Origin of the sequence: Lacimicrobium alkaliphilum, assembly GCF_001466725.1 — a bacterium.
Classification (GTDB): Bacteria; Pseudomonadota; Gammaproteobacteria; order Enterobacterales; family Alteromonadaceae; genus Lacimicrobium; species Lacimicrobium alkaliphilum_B.
On sequence record NZ_CP013650.1, the window covers coordinates 3,075,038 to 3,094,666 of the forward strand.

General features: G+C 49.6%; 16 protein-coding genes. 3 read left to right on the top strand and 13 right to left on the bottom strand.

What is annotated here, in order from left to right; translation table 11 throughout:
* The first annotated feature begins 1 nt into the window (after nt 1).
* The gene (locus tag AT746_RS13935) at nt 2-445 is read left to right on the top strand and encodes an REP-associated tyrosine transposase (protein WP_062481302.1); all 444 of its coding nucleotides are present in this window, start codon (nt 2-4) and stop codon (nt 443-445) included.
* 651 nt (nt 446-1,096) lie between these two features.
* Here the strand turns inward: AT746_RS13935 and AT746_RS13940 are convergent.
* Nucleotides 1,097-2,020, bottom strand: a complete 924-nt coding sequence (locus AT746_RS13940; RefSeq protein WP_062481304.1) for a glycosyltransferase — start codon at nt 2,018-2,020, stop codon at nt 1,097-1,099.
* 111 nt (nt 2,021-2,131) lie between these two features.
* Here AT746_RS13940 and AT746_RS13945 point away from each other — a divergent pair, with 111 nt between their 5' ends.
* Entirely contained in the window at nt 2,132-2,917 is a 786-nt protein-coding gene (locus AT746_RS13945; RefSeq protein ID WP_062481306.1) for a sulfotransferase family protein, read from the top strand.
* Here the strand turns inward: AT746_RS13945 and AT746_RS13950 are convergent.
* Nucleotides 2,874-5,579 carry a tetratricopeptide repeat protein gene (locus AT746_RS13950; protein ID WP_062481308.1) on the bottom strand — a complete coding sequence of 902 codons (2,706 nt, stop codon included), beginning with the start codon at nt 5,577-5,579 and terminating at the stop codon, nt 2,874-2,876. The two genes, AT746_RS13945 and AT746_RS13950, sit on opposite strands and share 44 nt — an antisense overlap.
* Before the next feature lie 324 nt (nt 5,580-5,903).
* Between AT746_RS13950 and AT746_RS13955 the strand changes: the two genes are divergently transcribed.
* Nucleotides 5,904-6,656: a hypothetical protein gene (locus AT746_RS13955; protein WP_062481310.1), complete on the top strand. Its 753-nt coding sequence runs from the start codon at nt 5,904-5,906 to the stop codon at nt 6,654-6,656.
* A gap of 443 nt (nt 6,657-7,099) precedes the next feature.
* Here AT746_RS13955 and AT746_RS13960 read toward each other — a convergent pair whose 3' ends face one another.
* The 11 genes from AT746_RS13960 to AT746_RS14010 all read right to left on the bottom strand — a co-directional run bounded on the left by AT746_RS13960 (nt 7,100) and on the right by AT746_RS14010 (nt 19,541).
* On the bottom strand, nt 7,100-7,924 hold the full coding sequence (locus AT746_RS13960; protein ID WP_062481312.1) for a sulfotransferase family protein: 825 nt from the start codon (nt 7,922-7,924) through the stop codon (nt 7,100-7,102).
* A 14-nt stretch (nt 7,925-7,938) separates the two neighbouring features.
* Nucleotides 7,939-9,651, bottom strand: a complete 1,713-nt coding sequence (locus AT746_RS13965; protein ID WP_062481314.1) for a tetratricopeptide repeat-containing sulfotransferase family protein — start codon at nt 9,649-9,651, stop codon at nt 7,939-7,941.
* A gap of 55 nt (nt 9,652-9,706) precedes the next feature.
* The gene (locus AT746_RS13970) at nt 9,707-11,092 is read right to left on the bottom strand and encodes a hypothetical protein (protein WP_156413706.1); all 1,386 of its coding nucleotides are present in this window, start codon (nt 11,090-11,092) and stop codon (nt 9,707-9,709) included.
* A 138-nt stretch (nt 11,093-11,230) separates the two neighbouring features.
* Nucleotides 11,231-12,583 (bottom strand): hypothetical protein, encoded by a 1,353-nt coding sequence (locus AT746_RS13975; RefSeq protein ID WP_062481318.1) that lies wholly within the window; start codon nt 12,581-12,583, stop codon nt 11,231-11,233.
* Between the two features lie 1,085 nt (nt 12,584-13,668).
* Nucleotides 13,669-14,649, bottom strand: coding sequence for a type II secretion system protein GspK (locus tag AT746_RS13980; protein ID WP_062481320.1), 981 nt, complete (start codon nt 14,647-14,649; stop codon nt 13,669-13,671).
* Between the two features lie 53 nt (nt 14,650-14,702).
* Entirely contained in the window at nt 14,703-15,317 is a 615-nt protein-coding gene (locus tag AT746_RS13985) for a PulJ/GspJ family protein (RefSeq protein WP_062481322.1), read from the bottom strand.
* Nucleotides 15,314-15,760, bottom strand: coding sequence for a PulJ/GspJ family protein (locus AT746_RS13990; RefSeq protein ID WP_062481325.1), 447 nt, complete (start codon nt 15,758-15,760; stop codon nt 15,314-15,316). The genes AT746_RS13985 and AT746_RS13990 overlap by 4 nt, the downstream gene beginning before the upstream one ends.
* The gene (locus tag AT746_RS13995) at nt 15,757-16,242 is read right to left on the bottom strand and encodes a prepilin-type N-terminal cleavage/methylation domain-containing protein (protein WP_062481327.1); all 486 of its coding nucleotides are present in this window, start codon (nt 16,240-16,242) and stop codon (nt 15,757-15,759) included. The genes AT746_RS13990 and AT746_RS13995 overlap by 4 nt, the downstream gene beginning before the upstream one ends.
* Entirely contained in the window at nt 16,223-16,642 is a 420-nt protein-coding gene (gene gspG, locus AT746_RS14000; RefSeq protein WP_062481329.1) for a type II secretion system major pseudopilin GspG, read from the bottom strand. Before gspG ends, AT746_RS13995 begins: the two co-directional genes overlap by 20 nt.
* Before the next feature lie 23 nt (nt 16,643-16,665).
* Nucleotides 16,666-17,856, bottom strand: coding sequence for a type II secretion system F family protein (locus tag AT746_RS14005; RefSeq protein ID WP_062481331.1), 1,191 nt, complete (start codon nt 17,854-17,856; stop codon nt 16,666-16,668).
* Nucleotides 17,853-19,541 carry a GspE/PulE family protein gene (locus AT746_RS14010; protein ID WP_231730945.1) on the bottom strand — a complete coding sequence of 563 codons (1,689 nt, stop codon included), beginning with the start codon at nt 19,539-19,541 and terminating at the stop codon, nt 17,853-17,855. Before AT746_RS14010 ends, AT746_RS14005 begins: the two co-directional genes overlap by 4 nt.
* Nucleotides 19,542-19,629 lie beyond the last annotated feature (88 nt).

A 19,629-nucleotide genomic window follows, 5' to 3' on the forward strand; every position in this document is an offset into this window, starting at 1 on the left:
CATGTCATTTAATGCATTGCGCAAGGGACGACACACTATGGAAGGTGGTGAATACCTGATCACCACCACGACCCAAAACAGATTTCCCTTTTTCACTGATTTTTATCTGACTTATCAGGCAGTCTATGCCTGGCTGAATGCCACCCCCGATGGATGCGAATGGCTTTGCTGGGTAATGATGCCAGATCACTTTCATGGCCTGCTAAAGCTACACCATGTACCTCTTGGCAAAGTGGTGAAATGCTGCAAAGGGGCATCAGCCAGACGAGTCAACCAGTGTATAAACCGCAATGGCAGAGTCTGGCAACCCGCCTATCATGATCGGGCCCTCCGTGCGGAGGAAGACCGAATAAACATTGCCCGATATATCGTTGCAAACCCTTTGAGAGCGGGATTAGTCAGAAAAATTGGTGATTACCCGTTTTGGGATTCCGTCTGGCTGTAGGTCGGAATTTATTCCGACAAATGCAACAACGCCCACCATTCCGTTGATTGACACTCTTGTCGGATTGAAATCCGACCTACAACAATGGACATAAAATCCGACCTACAGCCATGGACATAAACCCCGACCTACCAAAACACGCAAACCTCGTAGGTCGGAATTTATTCCGACACATGCAACAACACCCACCAACGCTGTCGGATTGGCCGACGAGATGCATCCCTGCAACGTCGGCATACCGTCCATCCATGGACATAAAATCCGACCTACAGCCATGGATATAGAATCCGACCTACAAAACTCCCGACCACGTAGGTCGGAATTTATTCCGACAAATGCAACAACGCCCACCATCGCTGTCCGATTGGCCGATGAGATGCGCTATCGCCAACCTCGTAGGTCGGACTTTAGTCCGACAAATCTAACAACGCCCGCCATCGCTGTCGGATTGACGCTATTGTCGGATTGAAATCCGACCTACAAAACTCCCATCCACGTAGGTCGGAATTTATTCCGACAAATCTAACAACACCCACCATCGCTGTCGGATTGGCCGACGAGATGCATCCCTGCAACGTCGGCATACCGTCCATCCATGGACATAAAATCCGACCTACAACAATGGACATAAAATCCGATCTACAAAATCTATCAATACAAAGCGTCGAGATCCTTTAATACTCGCCGGTAATGTTCCCCTTCGGCGTCCAACTGATAACCGCTGGTAATTTGCCTACCGCGGCGCTGCTTCAGCCAGGCCAGCCATTTGCCCGACTCTGCCAGCGCCTGATCAACCGCCTGCTGGCAACTTTGCATGCTTAACTCACAACTGCTGATATTGGCGCCTTTAAGGGTATATTCACGGCTGGCAATACAATCCGGCACGATGGCCCAGTCTGACAGTGCCATGGCTTCGATACCCGGCAGGTAAAAGCCTTCGGTTTTATTCGGCAGGGTCAGGGTTACCCGGCTTTCGGCCATAGCCTGATGTACCTGCCGGCGTTCCACAGGTGAGTCATGCAGCACCACCGACAAGCCCTTTTGCTGTGCCCACTGGCAAATATCTCTACCCAGCTGCGGCTGCTTGGTGGCCAGAATATACAAATCCTGTGTTTTACGCGCCTTAACCTCAGCCATCTGGTAGCCCATCTTAATGGCAATACAGGGGCCGTTGGCGTATGGCTCTATGGCCTGTTTTACCGCTTCAGAAACACATAAACGCACTGCGCGATGCTGTAAAAACTGATGCAAAGGATGCTTAGGGTCGCCATGGCGCACATGTTGAATCAGATTGATTTTCACCTGTTTGGGGTCAAAAAATGGCGCATAGGCCTGCCAGTCCATGCCCGCCAGAAAGGCCACATCGAAGTTATCCGGCCGGTACTGCTGGCTGTAGGTTACCCCTGGCAGATTATCAAACAGCTGAGTATTAATGGCAGATTTATTATCCAGAAACAGATCCGGCGCAAAACCTGTGGCTCTGGTGGTATGCAGCAGGTAATCGTGGACTTTCTGATGGCCGCCGGTATAAGCGTAATACTGGCGATGAAAGGAGATGCTTCGGGTTTGTGTCATGGCCGCAAATCAGATACTCAGGGTCACCTTGCTGAGAACAGGATGACAGCAACAAAAATTGTGGTTATGTTAGCTGGCATTTAAGCAGACTTACACAGGTGTTGTCCGACTTTGGTCAATTTATTTATTCTCGGCGTACAAAAAGCCGGCACCTCAGCACTGGCCAATTTTCTTTCTCAGCACCCGGCAGTATATGTGCTCAGGGGTAAAGAAGCGCACGCCTTCGACCACCCTCAGTACGCTGCTCAGGCAGATAAACAGGCGTTTGTCAGGCGGCAGTTTCAACAGCGTATGCAGGGCTATCAGAACCAGCCTATTGTCTGTGATGCCACGCCGATCACTGTCTACAAACACGCGTTTTTACAGGATTGCGTGGCCTGGAACCCGGATGCCCGCTATATCCTGATGTTAAGAGATCCGGTTGAACGAGCCATCTCCCACTACCAGATGTCGCGGGGTAAAGGCGAAGAGCAGCACTGTATGCTGCTGGCGTTTTTACTCGAACCGTTGCGCTTGTGGCGAGCTCAGAAAAAGCAAAGCTGGGAATTTGGCTCACCGCTGCGGACTCAGTCTTACCTTAGCCGCGGATGTTACACTCAACAATTGCGAAGGCTGTATCAGTTAGTCCCGGCCTCCAGAGTATTGGTGCTGGAACAAAGTGAATTGAAGCAAACTCATCGTCAGACACTGCTGAAAGTTTTTGAATTTCTGGATATTCACCGCCACCCTATTGCCCCGCAAACGGTGTTTGCCACCGAAAAGCGCTACCATCACTGGAGTGATCCAATCGCCCGCCTGTACGCAAGACTATTCTTTAAACTGAAAGGTGAAACACCAGCGCGCTGGCGGCAGCTTATTCAGCACTATCAGCAGGCTCAGATGAAAGCTGGTGACTGAAGGCTAACCGATAACCGCGCGCCACCAGTTTATCGGCAGATAAACCGACACCAGTCACAGGGTTGCTGATCCAACACATAGAAGTAGGTAAGTGCTGTGCCGGGGATTGCATTAGCGCAGTAACATTCGTGGTTTGGTGAAGCGGAAACAATGGCGGCACAATAAGCTGCTTTGCTGCGCTCTGGTTGTTACTCAGGTAGCGAGTTAACTGCGGGCACAGCAGGTTATACCATTGCTGCAACAGCCACTCAGGTTCAGTGCTGGCCTCTTCGGCGCAATTTCCAGTCTGGTTATGCCGCCAACTCGTAGTTAATAGCCCCAGCCAGTGTGCATCAGCCAATGGGCTATCTTCTGACACTTCAATTTCAGCTTGCTCTGGTGCCCCGGTATCTCTGACATTAATCTCAGCCGGTTCTACTTGCGCGGCTTCACAGTACTGCCGTACTGACTGCTGGCATTGCTCACTGACAAAAACAACCAGCCGGGCCGCAGGTGCTAGCTGGCTAATCAGCGCCAATAACGCCTTACCGGCTTCTGCTTCAGTGATCATTACCATCAGAGCCCCCCCTGCACCAATGCAAGAATCACCCGATGACGCATTTTTTTGATTGCGCCAGCCAACGGGCTGGCCAAGCACAAAATCCACCACCTCAGCCGGCCAGATACGGCACCACTGCTGATCGATCTTCTCTGCCAGGCAGTCTGCCGCTGTTGGGGTCAGATTGGTCATGGCTTTTTTAAGCCACTGGCGGTTATTGCGCAGCACAAAGGCAATACGCCGGTTATGTAAATCCAGCGCCTGGCCCAAGGGTGGATTATCCCGGCTCAGGGCAATAATTTCCTCATAGGGTTGTACCGGCGGCTGATACTCACTCAGGCAGGTTTGCTCTGAGGGTTTATTCTCAGTGCTCTGCTGCGCCATAAACTGATTAAACCTGGCCCGGCAGCGCTTCACCACCGGCTGGTTTGGAGTGAGTTTTTCTGCCTCAAGCAATAATGCTTCGGCTTTATCTGCCTGCCCCTGCTGCAGACAACTGGCCGCCACACGGGCCTTTATCACCGGCATATCAGGCGCCAGGGCAAGCGCCTCTGTCAGTGCCTGATGGGCCGCCTGATGCTGGCCGATACTACGGTAAAAATCCCCCAGGCCTACCAGCGTATCAACACTATACTCTCTGCACAGCGCCTTTATCCTGAAACACTCGGCCAGTTCGTTCTCTTCCTGCTGCCCGGCAAGTTGGGCCAGGGCCGTCAGCTCACTGGCAGCATCAACAGAGCGAAATAACAGCAGCTCTGTTAGGGCCTGATGCAATGCTGGCCTTTTCAGCCGCTGTAATGCATGTAAAAGCTGTGGCCAATCTGCCTGCAGTAAATGCTCAAACTGCAATTGCTGCGCAAACTCCGTTCGCGGATGCAGTGAAAACGGGTTGGCTTTCGGCAGGCTGTGATCGGGCTTGCTATGCCAGCAGCAGTCATTTTCAGTAAATAACTGCCAGCGCTCAATCTGCCAGTGGCCGGCACTGGCATACATGGCCCTGAATTTACTTAACCGGGTTAAATGTAAATAACCGGCGCCATGGGCCAGTTTTGCCAGTGACTGAAAATAGTCCTCGGTGCCCTGATTAAAGGGTCGCCTGAATATTTGTAAAAAAGGCACTTCACTGATAAGGCGCTCTGGTACCCCGGCAATTACGCCCAGTGCCTCTTGCCAGCTAAGCTCTGTCAGATTGTACTGCGGGGCTGGTGACTTATCGGCTTCTGGCTGACCTGGGCCGCCTTTACATTCAATGCCCAGCATTTGCACCCCGGCAAACACCTTGGGCGGGGCGATATCCGGTGCCTGCGGTGCGGGCACATCGGCCTGTTGTTGCAAGGCCTGCCAAAGAGAATCCAGTGACTGTTGCTGGCCTTGTTCCAGCATCGCCAGCACCGCAGGTGAAACCTTGTCTGTCATTAACCCCGGTTTAAAGGTATCGGCTTTTAAGCAGATCTGTGGCAGGCCGATTTTAGCCGCCACCTGAGTAGCCTGTTGATTGTCAGCCACAAAACCTTCCTGGGCAATCAACAGGCAGTGCTGCGGGTAACGCTGATAAAAATTCAGCAGGCGCTGATTGCTGGCCTGCCACATGGCAAAAGCCAGCTGTGGCTGCTGCCAGAAGCTGAAATTCACCTTATTGGTGGCCACATCGGCGCGGCCGTTAACCAGATGGCGGCTGGCCCGGTTAAGCAAAGACTGTGCTGCAGTGGCCCAGTGCCGATACAGCAGAATACATCGCAGACGACCCTGCCCGGCCTCACGCCAGTCTTCAAGATAAAACACGGCACGGGGATCTTTTACCCCGGATAACTCACCGCCCGGGTGTTTGTCGCTCAGATAGCGGCGGATATAGTTCACCGCCCACACCGGTTTAATCAGGGGCCTTTGATCGTAAAAGCGCCAGTCGCTGTTATTCAATGCCAGTAACTGATCGTGCATACGCACCGCTGGCATATCTTCCACATGGCCTAAAGGGTTACTGAAACTGGCGCCCATCAGTTCGCCGCCCATATTCAATCCGCCCCGGGCCAATGACTGCGCCACCAGCGAGGTACCGCTGCGATGAAAGCCGGTACATAAATAAAAGGGTGTGGTCGACTGGGATAACTGTTCAGATTCTGACATAGGCAGGCTTTAAATTTTCATTGGTGATACGGCTAAGAGTTTTCCCTGATTATCAATCAGATAGTGGCATTATGATTGAGAGCACGCAGTAAATCCATACATGGAGGCAGCGCTTTGTTATTTCACTATTAGCGCATAGCCCGCAAGTCTGGCAGAATGCTGCCCCATTAACGAGAAAATACCAATGCAATGCTTATCAACGGCTTATGCAAAATCGTTTTGGCGCTCAATGAGGCTAAAATGAATCGTTGCCCGGACATCAGACATACTCAACCATACTGAGCTAAAGGACACTCAGGGATCATTCAGGAACACAGATCGAATATGACCAAGCTGATAAAAATTTATGGGGAAAGAAACACCAATACCAACTATATGAGCAGACTTATTCAGCTGAACCTGAATATTGAAGAAATTCCCGGAGTGGCGCCGCCATATATCAGGAAACTTCAGAGGGCTTTACCTGGTAAAGAGTGTGTTCGGGATATGTACTTTTACCTTACCTACAGGAAAAACCTGGGATGGAAGCATACCTGTGCCAAGACAGAAGATGAACTCAGGAAGTATAAAGTTGTTAACACTGATTTGGTTTTTCTGACTATTACCAAAAATCCATACTCCTGGCTGCTGTCTTTATACAGAAAGCCATACCATCAGTATTACGCTAAAAAACAGACCTTTGAATCTTTTCTCCAACATCAATGGAGAACAATTGGCAGAGATAACATAAAAACTGACCTGAAAAACCCAATCGAGCTCTGGAACATCAAGAATAAATCCTATCTTCGGCTGAATAACGACAATACCGTGCGCACAAAAACTGAAGATATTTTCAAAGATCCGCGCGCAATTATAGACAACATAAGTGAAAGACACGCTGTCGAAAAAAAGTCAGAAAAATTTATCAACCATTTCAGGTCTACAAAAGATAAGAAAAAGACATTCGCTTACTACAGAGATTACTACCTGTCAGAAAAGTGGCGGGAAGACTTATCACCAGCAGCAATAGCGATTATTAATAAACACTTAGATAAAGATCTTATGGACTACTACAAGTACGAGATCCTTTCTTGCTAAAGCACAGAGCACTACAGTAAACCCCTGCCCCGCTGTCGGACTGGCCGACGAGATGCATCCCTGCAACGTCGGCATACCGTCCATCCATGGACATAAAGTCCGACCTACACGCAACGTAGGTCGGGATTTATCCCGACAAATGCAACAACACCCACCATCCCGTCGAATTGAAATCCGACCTACAAATGTGGACATAAACTCCGACCTACCACAACGCACTATCCTCGTAGGTCGGAATTTATTCCGACAAATATAACAACACCCACCATCGTTGTCGGGTTGAAACCCGACCTACAACATGAACATAAAATCCGACCTACACCAGCTCCCAACCATCCTGCCGGATGTAGGTCGGAAAGCGAATACAGGGACGTATTGTATCGCGAACCTAAGGATGGAACTTATCCCGACAAATGCCTTAAACCCTGTTTCCAGCTTTTATGTTACAGCCCACACTGCCGCAACCGCGCGGCAATATCCTCAGTGCTGTAATGCCCATAAAAATCCGCTGCCAGCAACTCAGCTTTAATGCTACCAAGCTCCTGTAACACCTCTGGGGCAAACTGCCGCTGTTGCGGGGTAAGAGCCTGGCGAGAGATAGCCGGCAAACCTAACGCCTTATCCAGCGTGGACCCATTGCTGGCAAGTATATCTTCATAGCGCAATACCTTAAGACCGTACTGGTGAAACTGATACATAAACCACTTGTAAATCCGCCACTGGCGGCGAATTCTGGAAGGCTCTGCCGCCAGCTCTGCCGCCAGTCTGGTGGCAAAGCGTTCACCGGCGGGAATACGGCCACGGTTTACCGGCAAATCCACCGTCAGCCAGGATAACAACACATCCACCGGATTACGTACTATAGCGGTAACAGCAAATTCGGCACTAAGCTGCCCCAATAACGCCGTAAACAACGCGTTTTGCTTAACTACCAGTTGATAACTACCGGGAACGCGTTTTGGCAATAGTACCTGCCCCCGTCTGGCCACCACCTGGCGGATACCATCAGAAGTTTGCTGGCCGACCGGGTTATCTATCTCCAGCCCGCCCTTATCGCCGTGTTCAAAAGGCAGACCATTCTCAATCGCATGCTGAAAACCGGCTATCTGCTTGCAAATATAAGCCAACGCCATATTGGCATCGGCGTTTTTGACTATCGCCGCTGGATTAATCGGTTCATGCAGGGCAATCACCTCTTCGCGCTGGTTTAGCAGCTTGCAGCAAAGGGTGGTGCCTGAGCGGGGAATGCCGGTGATGAGTTGTATCATTTTATTCAGCTAATTCAGATGTCAGCGGTATAGCCATACTTTTCAATATAAGGCCGCACAATATCAATATGAGGTGCTATATAGTCTCTATAGTTCAGCCACCTTTGAGTCGCGGTTTTATATATCTCCTGGCGCACCTGAGAGCCCGAAGGTGTAGTAATAACCCCTGACTGAGCTCGCTTGTTAAAGTTCATGTATGAGTCTTTATCCGCAGCAATACCAATAAATTTCAGCACTGACTCAATCTGATTCTCAAAGTCATTGACAAGATCCTCATACTTTATCTGATACTCATCCCATTCCATATATTTACGGAACCCATCATAGAGTTCAAAAGTGTCCCTATAGCGTTCAAAACTGGCTTTCCAGTCGCTGAAGTCGATCGTATGTTGGCTGATAGCAAAGTTCTGCATATAACAACTGAGGATACAATCCAATGGATGTCGCAACGCAAGAATAATTTTTGCATCCGGAAACAACTTTTTAATCAACGGCAGACGAATCTGATTGATAGGATTTTTATCAATCAACACATCGAATTGCTCTAATGAGTCATAACGGCAGTTTTTTGCCACCGAATCAAAATAATGATTTCTGAGATCATCCAGATAGCCGTCAGAAAAATCATTTAAATCATGAGGATAAGAATAACCGTCAAGAATCATTTTAACTTTGACGTCATCCAACATCGGGCGCTCTGGCAGAGCTATGATTTTATTTTGAGAATCAAGAACATTTTCCAGTAACGTAGTGCCAGAGCGCGGGAAACCAACCAGAAAAAACATTCGAAGAGGAGGTTTATAAGATTCTTCAGAAAACTTCACTGAGGTAAAGCGGGCAAAATCCTTTAATTCATTGCCCTTATTCTTTGAAGCTTCGACAGTTTGTCTGGTGAGCTTGTTCATCTGGGTAAAGCTCGAAAAGGCCATAGAGTAATCTTTATGCGTATCATAAATTTTCCCCAGAAGAACATAGTAGCGTTTTAAGGAGCGTTCATCTTTGAGTTGTTTAGGATAAAAAGAACTCAAAATTTCAAAACTTTCCTGAGCTTGCCCTTGTTTATACAGCTTGCTTGCCTGCAGCACTTTTACAGAATAGGGATCTGCCCCTCTTTCAAGCGCCTTATTCAGACTATTGCTGTAATCAAGTATTGTGGTGGACTCCACTTGCGCATAAACGCTCAAAATTTCCGGGCCACTCAGTTCGTTGATCCGCCCTTCAAACTGTCGCAGATGATAATTAACTTTATCAATAGCACCTCTGGCAATCGCGATATCCAACAATATATGCATACACTTAACAGTGTAGGTCTTATAGACTATCAACTTGGCACATAACGCTTCACACAGATCGTATTCTCTTAGCTGATAATGTAGATTTGCAAGACTGAATCGCCAGTCAATATTGTTACTCGGTGGCACCAGATCAATGGCTCTTTTCAGATGCTCTTTGGCATCTTTATATTGTCTTTGGAACTTACAGGCCGCATGCAGATTATAATAAATATTGGCCTTGGCGGTATTATCCGGAGCCAGCGGCAGCGCCTTTAGAAACACCTCTTTTGCTCTGACGTGAAGCTTCAGGGACGCCAGGCTCGCGGCCTGTAACTCCAGGCTTGCAAAAGATTGCTTTGATCTTGATTTATTGATCTTTTCAACAATAGACAGAGCCTGCTTATATTTTTTGTTCTGAAAAGCCTGCCGGGCCTTAGCTATCTTTTCGTTCATGCTGTTCCTGAGTTATTTCTTGCCAGAACATTTTTATCCGGACAAAGGCTGATATTCAATTAGTAGTTACATTGAGTACATTGGTCACTGGCGGCTGATTACTGCCCAGCGACACCACCTGTACAGCAGCGGAGATATCCTCTGGCAAGGCATCAACCAGCATCCTTGCGCTGACCCGGGTCGGTACACCGGGGGCGATATCCACCAAATCGCGACCATCAATTTTCAGCACCGTTCCGGCGGGGATTATTCCTTCCACCGCTTCACCCGGGGTAAAATTACCCTGTACCGCCTCTTCTGCCTGTAGCTCTACCTTGTAGGCAACATCATAACCGGCATGGTTGTTCAGTATAATACGCTGGCGGTAACCCTGATAGTTAGTGATATAGGGCAGATCTATTCTGGCGCCATCGTAACGGATCTTACCAAAAAAGGCCGGTTGACCGCCTAAGCCCAAGTCCAGGCGATAATCGGCCCGGCGTACAGGCTGATTAGTGTCGGTGACATCCATACAGAGCACCGGATTATCGGTCAGGGTATCCAGGCTAATATAGGTAGCCTTTTCGCCTTCCTCCGCCTCAAGTGCAATCCGGGCGCCTGAGCAATCGTTATCCGGGTTTAAAAACAGCTCTCCTGCTGACAAGTCACCGATCACACAGGCTGTTGCTGCAGAAGTATTGGTGGTATTAACCAGCAGATCGCGAAAATCCGTAATCAGAGAGCTGTCACTGGCTTTACGCACACCCTCAGCAATCAGAAAATCCCCTCTGAACTTAGCCAGTGAGGCCAGCTCGCCGTCACTGTCACCGAGTAAAAAAGTGCCGGTTGAACGAAAGCTGGGGTTAAAACGGATAAAGTCGGTACCAAAGCCGACTTTGTGGGTAAAAGCCTCAGCAAAGACTTCAGTTAAACCTGTAACAACCCGGGCAAGCTCTGCCTCTGTGCGGGTAATATAGGGGCCATCATTAATGGCATTAAAAGCCTTATCATAAAGGGTATAAGTAACAATCAGCGGCATGCTGATATCCAGTATTCTGAAGCGCGTAGTGGATAGTAAAAACTCGGTATCCGCATCTATCAGTCCTGGGGCCCTGACTTCAATAACGGCATAGCGGTCACCGGTAGCACCGCCCTGAGACAGCACACTGGAGTAATCAGGATTAGCCGTCAGCCCGTCAGTGGGAAGGTTGTCCAGAAGCTCACCGTTTTCCAGCTCAATGCGAATATATCTAGCGGTCTGGGAAAGTGAAAAATTGGCTCTGAACAGCAAATTAAGCTCATCGGAGCCTGCGCTTAAAAAGAGACTTCCATTATTTTTTAATTCATTGCTGGTAAGCGCTTCTCTGGCATAGAGCAGAGTGCTGTCGGTATCCAGATTAAAAGGCGCTGACTGCAAAGGGGTAACAATAAGTAATAACAAAAAAATAGCAAAGCGTTGCACCAAACTACCTCCAGGGGACTTAAATAAATCAAACATCTGAATCAAAGACCCAGCATAACAAATTATTCTCACCCATAAAAAAAGCCTTCGCTATGCGAAGGCTTTTTTAGGTTCGTACGACTAACTAATTAGTACTAATTAGTGCAGAACGACTGTATCGGTAGTACCGTCAGACAGATTTACTGACTGAGAAGCAGCAGTCACTTCAGTTGAAACAGCTTCAACTTCGATTACTGCAGAAGTACGGGTAGTACCGCCAGACAGTGTTACGATGTCAGTGGCTTTCAGAGCAACCATTTCACCAGCAGGAACTGTACCAGAAGCAGCAGAACCAGCCGTAGCAGTAGTACCGTCTTCAGAGGTGAAGCTCATGGTATAAGCAGCATCGTTAGCACTGTGATTAACAATGTAAACGCGCTGGTTGTAAGCACTGAAAGTAGTCAGATATGGCACTTCGATAGAAGTCGTATCATAAGAGATTACACCCAGAGTGTTGGTGATATCATCTTCATCAACATTAACAGAGTAGCTACCTTTAACGATTTCATCAGTAGTACCATTAACTGTTACACAAACAGCCCAAGGAGCTGTAGTTACGTCTACCGGAGCAGCAGTAGCTGCAGCATTTTCATCACCATTGATTACCAATGCTGTTGTGTTTCCAAGTGGATCACAATCCAGATCATCATTTAATTCCCAAGCACCAAAAGTAAAGTTACCGGAAACTGTTACAGTCTGGTTTTGCTCTAACAGGCCTGCGGCGGTTACAGCACCACCGGCTGGGTTTACAGCGGCGGCGTTGCTGATATATTCAGCCACGTCAATTTCACCGATTTTACCTACAGTAGCACTGAAAGCATCACCGTCTGCAGTAGTAAAGGCCAGGAAGTCAGAACCCACTGTGGCTACACTCTCACCAGGAACAACGATATCCCCGGTTACTACATCTACAACTGTGGACAGCGCAGCTGAATCAGTGAACAGTGCACTGGTTTCATTTACAGCATCGGCGGCAGTTTCATAAGTAGCAACAGCAACGGTAGAAGTACCTGATGCATTCAGCAAATAGTCGGTCGCTGCAACGACGTATGTTTGAGCGGCTGGCACATCTGCGGTAGCGGCAACTTCGAAGATTACGAAATCATCACCAACAGTACCGCCTTGCGACACTGCAGCAGAAGCGTTAGCAGTCGTCAAAGTCGGAACCGCACCAAACTGAGCACCACCGCCTAATTCAACGCGAACGTACTTGGACGTACCGTTACCGATGGTAAAACCAACTTCAGCTCTAACATCAAGAATATTACCGGCGTTACCCGCTTCCAATAAACCGTCGCTGTTAATATCGCCAGCAGTGATAGATTCAGAAGCATAAACAACTGTATCGGTTGGATCAGCTTGAGTACCAGCCGCATCCAACTTAACAACTGCATGTGCGTTCATAGTAAAAGCTGTAGCAATGGCCGCAGCTAGGATTTTTTTGTTTAACATGTATAACTCCTGCAAGAGTAACTATAGTTTTTTGTGAATCATGGCGTTGCGCCACCAAGTCCTTGGTGACTCAGCACCAGACGACCCCTATTAAGCTACAACACACGATTGTAGTAATCAACTTTTTAATAATAGTTTTATCAGTATTAACACTAACTTACCGATTAAGTTGACCGGATAAGTTTTAGCATGCCAATAAAGATGGTGCAACTATAGAGTAAATAAGGGGTGGGAACAATGGCATCAAATGCACAAAAGCCCATCTGCTTGCTCTTTTTGAGCGTTTTTTAAACGATCCAGAGCGCAGTGATTATACCACTGTATTACCACCAATACCCTGTTTTAATTTGTGACGTTTTGATTAAGGCGCAAATAAAGAAGGAATTGGTGGTAATAGTTAAGAATAGTGTTGGTATATAACGACAGAAGCAATAACGCCAACCATTTTGTCGGATTGGCCGACGTGCGGGCTGATGCTTACCTCCGCAGTCGGAATGACACCCTTGTCGGACTGAAGTCCGACCTACAACATGAACATAAAATCCGACCTACGAAGGAATTTATTCCGACAGAGATTTAAATACCTACCTTTGTTGAATTGAGATTGTCGGATGGATTTGTCGGATTGGCCAACGAGATGGGGTAATGCCAACCTCCGTTGGCGAATTGATACTCTTGTCGGATTGAAATCCGACCTACAAATATGGACATAAAATCCGATCTACAGCCAAACAGCTCAATACCATCTCGTAGGTCGGAATTTATTCCGACAGGCGTTTTGGTACCCTTCATCATTGTCGGATTGGCTTACATACGCGCTAATGCCCACCTCCGCTGTCGGACCATTAGCTCTTTGTCGGACTGAAGTCCGACCTACTACATGGACATAAAATCCGATCTACAGCCAAATAGCTCAATACCATCTCGTAGGTCGGAATTTATTCCGACAGGCGTTTTGGTACCCTTCATCATTGTCGGATTGGCCGACGTACGGGCTAATGCTTACCTCCGCAGTCGGAATGACACCCTTGTCGGACTAAAGTCCGACCTACTACAAGGACATAAAATCCGACCTACTAAAGACGTTATTCCGATAATGATTGTGGTGGTCGCTGACGCAGCCGGAAAGGATAGATGCTGCCCCGGCCGCGTTGTACTGAGGTGCTGTATTGCGCGCCACCTTTGCTGACGCTGATAATAAAATAATTGCCGCCCAGTGGCCGATAGTTTTCCTCTGCTTCTAATAGTAAGGCTGGCTCAATACGGTACGCATCCTCGTAACGAATAAACCATTGCCCCTGCGCCCGGCCTTCGGCCAGCCTGTCTGCCGAATCGGGCCACAGGGTTTTCCACAAAGCTAAAGGCATGGCATTAAGGTTGATATCCGGCGTACGGCGCAAGCTGCATAAATTTACCAGTTCGGGGTGGCGCTCCAGTAACCCCTGCCAACCTGCCACTTTGTAGAGCTCGGTGCATTGTTGCAGTAAAAAATCTGCTGGTGGTGGTAATTGCTCACGCTGATAAGAATGCTGCTCGGCACCTGCGGGGCGCCGCCATGTATCACCGTCGGCATAATCGGCCAGGGTATCGGCAAAGCGTGCCTGCTCGGCATCGTTATAACCTTTACCTTGCAGCCATAATTTCAACCAGTACTGAAAGCTCGAATTGATCGGCAGCAGGCCGCTTTCATTCTGAATCGAGTAACTCAGGCCTTCTTCAGTCTGATAGGTATAACCGTCAAAGCGCAATTCATCGCCAATCACAGGAAAAAGAAACTGACCGTCTTCGTTGCGCTCTGCTCCTTTTGCATCCCGGCCCCGGCTAATCCCGGCAAAGGTCAGGCGCTGAGTCGCAGTAAGGTAGATAAGTTCATTGGCCTTGGCGTAAACTTCAGCGCGATCCAGCATTGCCTGCTGGGAATCCTGTGCCAGGGTAAGGCGCTGCTGCATTAAACTGCTGGCCACGCCCAGCATCACCACCATCACCACAGCCACCACCAGCACCGCCAGCAATGCCGCCCCCTGCTGTGGGGTTGTCATCTGGCTCTGTTCATCAACTGACGTCACCGGTGCCACCTGTATAAAGGAAGGGAAAAGAGTGTAAGAACCCGCTTGGCACTTTAGCCTCCAAACTCATAAACACCAAAGGCGGGGAGCTCGGCGGGGATATCCGCCAGCGCCGGGCGCCCGGGTTTAGCTGTGGCTATTATCCGTTCGCCGGCAATCAGGCGCACCGCCTCAGGTAGCTGTCCGTCAGTGACAGGAAATTCACTCTGCCAGCTTCCCTGATGCAAATAACTGAAGCGGGGGCGCTCGGTAAAATCCATCAGCGTCACCGAAGGGATGTCAGCACTATCAGGTTCGCCGGGGTGAGGCTGTACACGCTCAAATGTCAGATACCAGCCTTGCTCGCCAGATTCAATCTGCCAGATCATGGGCTGAGGAATATGCTTAGGATCATCAGGCAGGTTAAAGGAAATAAAGCGAAAACGGTCTTCATCGCCTTCGGCAAAGGCTTGCTCCGGATGGTAGAGCAACGCCCCTTTTATGCTGTTTTCGAACCAGCCTAAAGGCAACTGAGCAGAACTGTTCGCCAGGTCTTTGGCATCCAGCTTTTCAAAATTGCGCCAGGTGGTTTCCAGGCCCTGGCTCAGCAGCGTGGTGGTCAGGGCCAGAATCACCAGCACCACCAGCATCTCAATCAGGGTAAAAGCGCGCACAGCCAAAGCGTTCACTGCATAAACTCCGGCGGTTCGACATAGTCCGGGTCACGCCATTGTTTAACGATCTGTGTTTCAAATGAGGTAACAGGCCGGCCCGCTGACATCACTTGTGCCTGTATATCAAACAAGGTAACAATCCACTCAGGCTGGCGGCGCAGCAATTCATCGGTGCTCTGGCGATTAACACTGGCCTGCCATTCAAGCTCATAGGGCCCAACCTGAAACGTCCCGGCTCGTTGTTGCTGTAACGGTTCCAGTTCCAGTTGCACCACAAACTGAGAGAACACTTCCGGCAGCGATACGGCTTGTTGGATGCGTTGGGTTGAGGTTACCGCGGTACCAAACCACCCCCATACCGCGGTAAAGGTTAATGCAAGCACCACCAGTGCCACCATGGCTTCAACCAGCGAAAAGCCACTGTTGTACTGGTATTGTTGGTGTTTTGCACGGCTCATAAGGATGCGAAACTATCTGAATAAGATGTTCTAGACGCCTGCACGTTCGGGCGCTGCTCAAGCGTACAATAAGGCGCCATCACTTCAAACCGATAACGGCGGGGGCCCTGGCGCAGAGCTATTTCACCGCCGCGGCAGTAGCCGTTTTTCAGTACCTCAATCGGGCGAATAACATCGAGATCCAAATCTGGCGTTTCAAACTGACTGCTGTTGGCGATAATCACGCTCCGGCCACTACGATTGGCTTTTAAGGGTAACAGCGCCAGTTCACCGGCCAGTGCCGTTCTCTGACTGGCGGCTTCCCGGGCAGCAAGCCAGGATTCCAGGCCTGGTGCCGCCACGGCTGCGATCAATCCCAGTAATACCAGCGTAACCAGCAACTCAATCATGGTAAAGCCACTGGCATGATGATGAGGGACCTTAGCTGATGGTCTGAACAGACCTGATATTGACTGAGCCGGTTTAGCCTTTAACTGGAACATAACCTATTTCAGCATTAATATCCTCACCGCCCTCTGCACCGTCTGCGCCAAGACTATACAAATAAAAGCCCTGATCAGCATTGGCGTCGAGGCGGTACTGATACTCAGTATTCCAGGGATCAAGGGGCACGGCTTCATCCAGATAAGGGCCATCCCAGTATTGTTCCACATTGGCAGGGGCCTTACGCAAATCCTGAAGGCTTTCAGGATAACGGCCTACATCAAGGCGATAGGTTTGCAGGGCCATCTTCAGCATTTTTACCTGGGTTTCGGCAGTGCGCACTTTCGAACTGTCTACCTTGCCGAAAAACTGTGGCCCGACTAAACCGGCCAGCAAGCCAAGTATTACCAGCACCACCAGCAGTTCAATCATGGTAAAACCGCGCTGTGTTGTCTTCATTGTCACTCCGTTATGTAATTCATTTAAATCGCTATATCTGTTGAAGCCGTGATTGCCAGCACTATGCCAAGGATCATGACTCCGATGAATACCCCGACCACCAGAATGGCAATGGGTTCCATCAGGGTCATGACTTGTTTCATCCGTCTTTTACATGAACTGTCGTGCAAACCGGCCACGGCGTTGAGCATCTCTGCCAGTTGTCCTGTTTTATCCCCCACTGATACCAGATTCAGTGAGGTTGAAGGCACCAGGCGAGAACGCTCCAGAGCTTCGGTAAAACTCACACCGTCTTCCACATCATCGATCATGGCCTGTGCACGCTGGCGGCGACGGGTATAGGTACAGGATTCTGCGGCGAGTTTCAATGCCGTTACCAGATTCACCCGTGCCAGCAACATGGCAGAGCAAAGAGACGCCCAACGGGCTGCGTCCTGTTCAGCCAGCCAGGGTCCGATCACCGGCAGTTCAATGGCGATATCCATCATTCTGCGGCGCACTGCAGGGTTCATAAACACAGTTATTAACACCAGCGCAGCCGCCACAATGACCACGGCAATGGTCAGCGGTGATTCATTGGCGTACTGCCCTGCACTGAGTACGGCCCAGGCCAGTGTTGGCAATTCTTTGTCGCTGTCGAGCAAATGGCTGAATTTGGGTACCACTGCAAAGAAAATAATAAGCATGGCGGCTATACCGGCGCCGATCAACACCAGCGGGTAAGTCAGCGCACTTTTGAGGTCTCCGGCCACGGCCTGATCATAATTAAGCTGTGCAGACGCTTTGATCAGGGCCTGAGATAACTGCCCGCCCAGTTCACCGGCACTGACCAGATGGGGAACATAGGGCGGAAATGGCAGCTTACTTTCCTTAATTGCTGCAGAGAAACTCTCACCGCCTTCAATCCGACTGGCAATTGCCATAAAGCCGCGGGACAGCTGTGGATGTTCATCGTTCTGGGCCAGCGCCCGTACCGCATCAATCAGTGCCACGCCTGAGTCGGTCAGGGTGGCCAGTTCCTGCAGGGGTATCACCAGATCAGAGACTTTGACCCGCCGGCCTTTTTTTTGCAATTTCGCCGCGGGATTAACGGCAAACACCTCAATGCGCTTTTCCGCCAGTTGACGTATGGCCTCCTGACGACTGACCGCCTCGATATCGCCTTCAATACGCTGTTGTGAGGCCTGTTCAATGCCCTGATAACGGAATTTCATGAATCACTGTCATCCATACTGCAAACCCGCAGTACCTCATCCACGCTGGTAACACCCCGAGCCGCTTTACGCAAACCATCGTCAAGCAGTGAACGATTGCCGTTTTTTCGGGCCAGCTCACGGATTTCGCTCACCGGTGCCCTTTGGGTGATCAACTCGCGCATGGCGGGTGTCACTGATACCAGTTCATAGACGCCAACACGCCCCCGGTACCCTTTACCATGACATTCATGGCAGCCTACCGGCTTTCGCCAGTTTCCCTGTATTTGCTCAGCTTCAATAAAAGTCGGGGCTTCGGCTGGCTCACTGCAATGGGAACAAAGTTTTCTGACCAGGCGTTGGGCCTGTACCCCCTGTATAGTTGCGGCGACCAGATAAGGTTCGACACCGATATCACTTAAACGGGGAAATACCGAACAGGCATCATTGGTATGCAGTGTGGATAAAACCAGGTGCCCGGTAAGGGAAGACTGCACGGCGATATCGGCGGTTTCTTTGTCTCGGATCTCTCCGACCATAATTACGTCAGGGTCCTGGCGTAAAAAGGTACGCAGCGCTTTGGCAAAGGTATAGCCAATATCCGGCCGCGCCTGTACCTGAGTAATACCGTCAACCTGGAATTCCACCGGATCTTCAACGGTAACGATTTTTTCCTGGCCGGTTTTAATATCGGCCAGTAAACCATAGAGGGTAGTAGATTTACCCGAGCCCGTGGGGCCGGTAACCAACACTATGCCATTGCTCAGATGCCCCCATTCGCGAATAAGCTGCAGATGGTCGCTTTCAAAACCCAGCCCTTCAAGAGAGAGCTCATCCCGTTTTTTTGGCAACAGGCGCATAACAATCGACTCGCCATGCACATCCGGCGCCGTAGAAACACGTACGTCGTATTCCCTGTTGCCGGCGCGGGTGGAAAAGCGGCCATCCTGAGGTAAGCGCCTTTCCGCAATATCCAGTTGCGACAATAGTTTCAACCTTGATGCTATAGCCGGAAAACGGGCCATAGGCTGCTGCATAAACTCGGTCATACGGCCATCAACCCGGAATCGCACCACCATATTCTGTGCGCCCGCTTCGATATGAATATCTGAAGACTCGGCCTGAATAGCGCGCTCGATAATACTGTTGACCAGATTGACCACCGGTGCTTCTTCGGCCAGTGCTGCTATATCTGTATTAGTTTTGCCAAACAGTTCTGACACCGCCCGCTCTCTGGACAAGTCGTCAGCAACCGATGCGGCCATGGCGGGCGTTAACAGATGACCGGTCACAGAATGATTTTCAGAAACGCTTTCGATCACACTTAATGCAAAGGCATTGGTTGGGTCGGTACAATAAAGTTGCAGTTCTTCCTGATTGTCTGACACCACAAAAGTGTTGTTATCCAGACACCAGTCCACACTCAGTCCCAGGGCTTTGCAACTGCTCAGTACTTTACTGGCTGAGGGGCACTGTGCCACATTGGCAATAAGCGGCCAGTTCAATGCTTTACTGATTGCTGCGCACAGAGAATCTTCACCGCATAGACCCAGGCGGGAAATTGCAGCACTGAGTGTGCAGCCTGCCTCACTGGCGGTACGCTGAGCCATTTCTACATCAGCCTGACTCAATACTTTCGAGCCGAGCAGATGCTGTGGGAGCTGACGATCAAGGAAGGAAGATTCAATATGCAGTTGCGCAGTCAAATTAGTACTTATCTCCATAATTGACAGCATCATCGCCTGGACACTTCTCAGTGCCTGAAGAAGCCGTTAAACTATTGACGTTATTCGG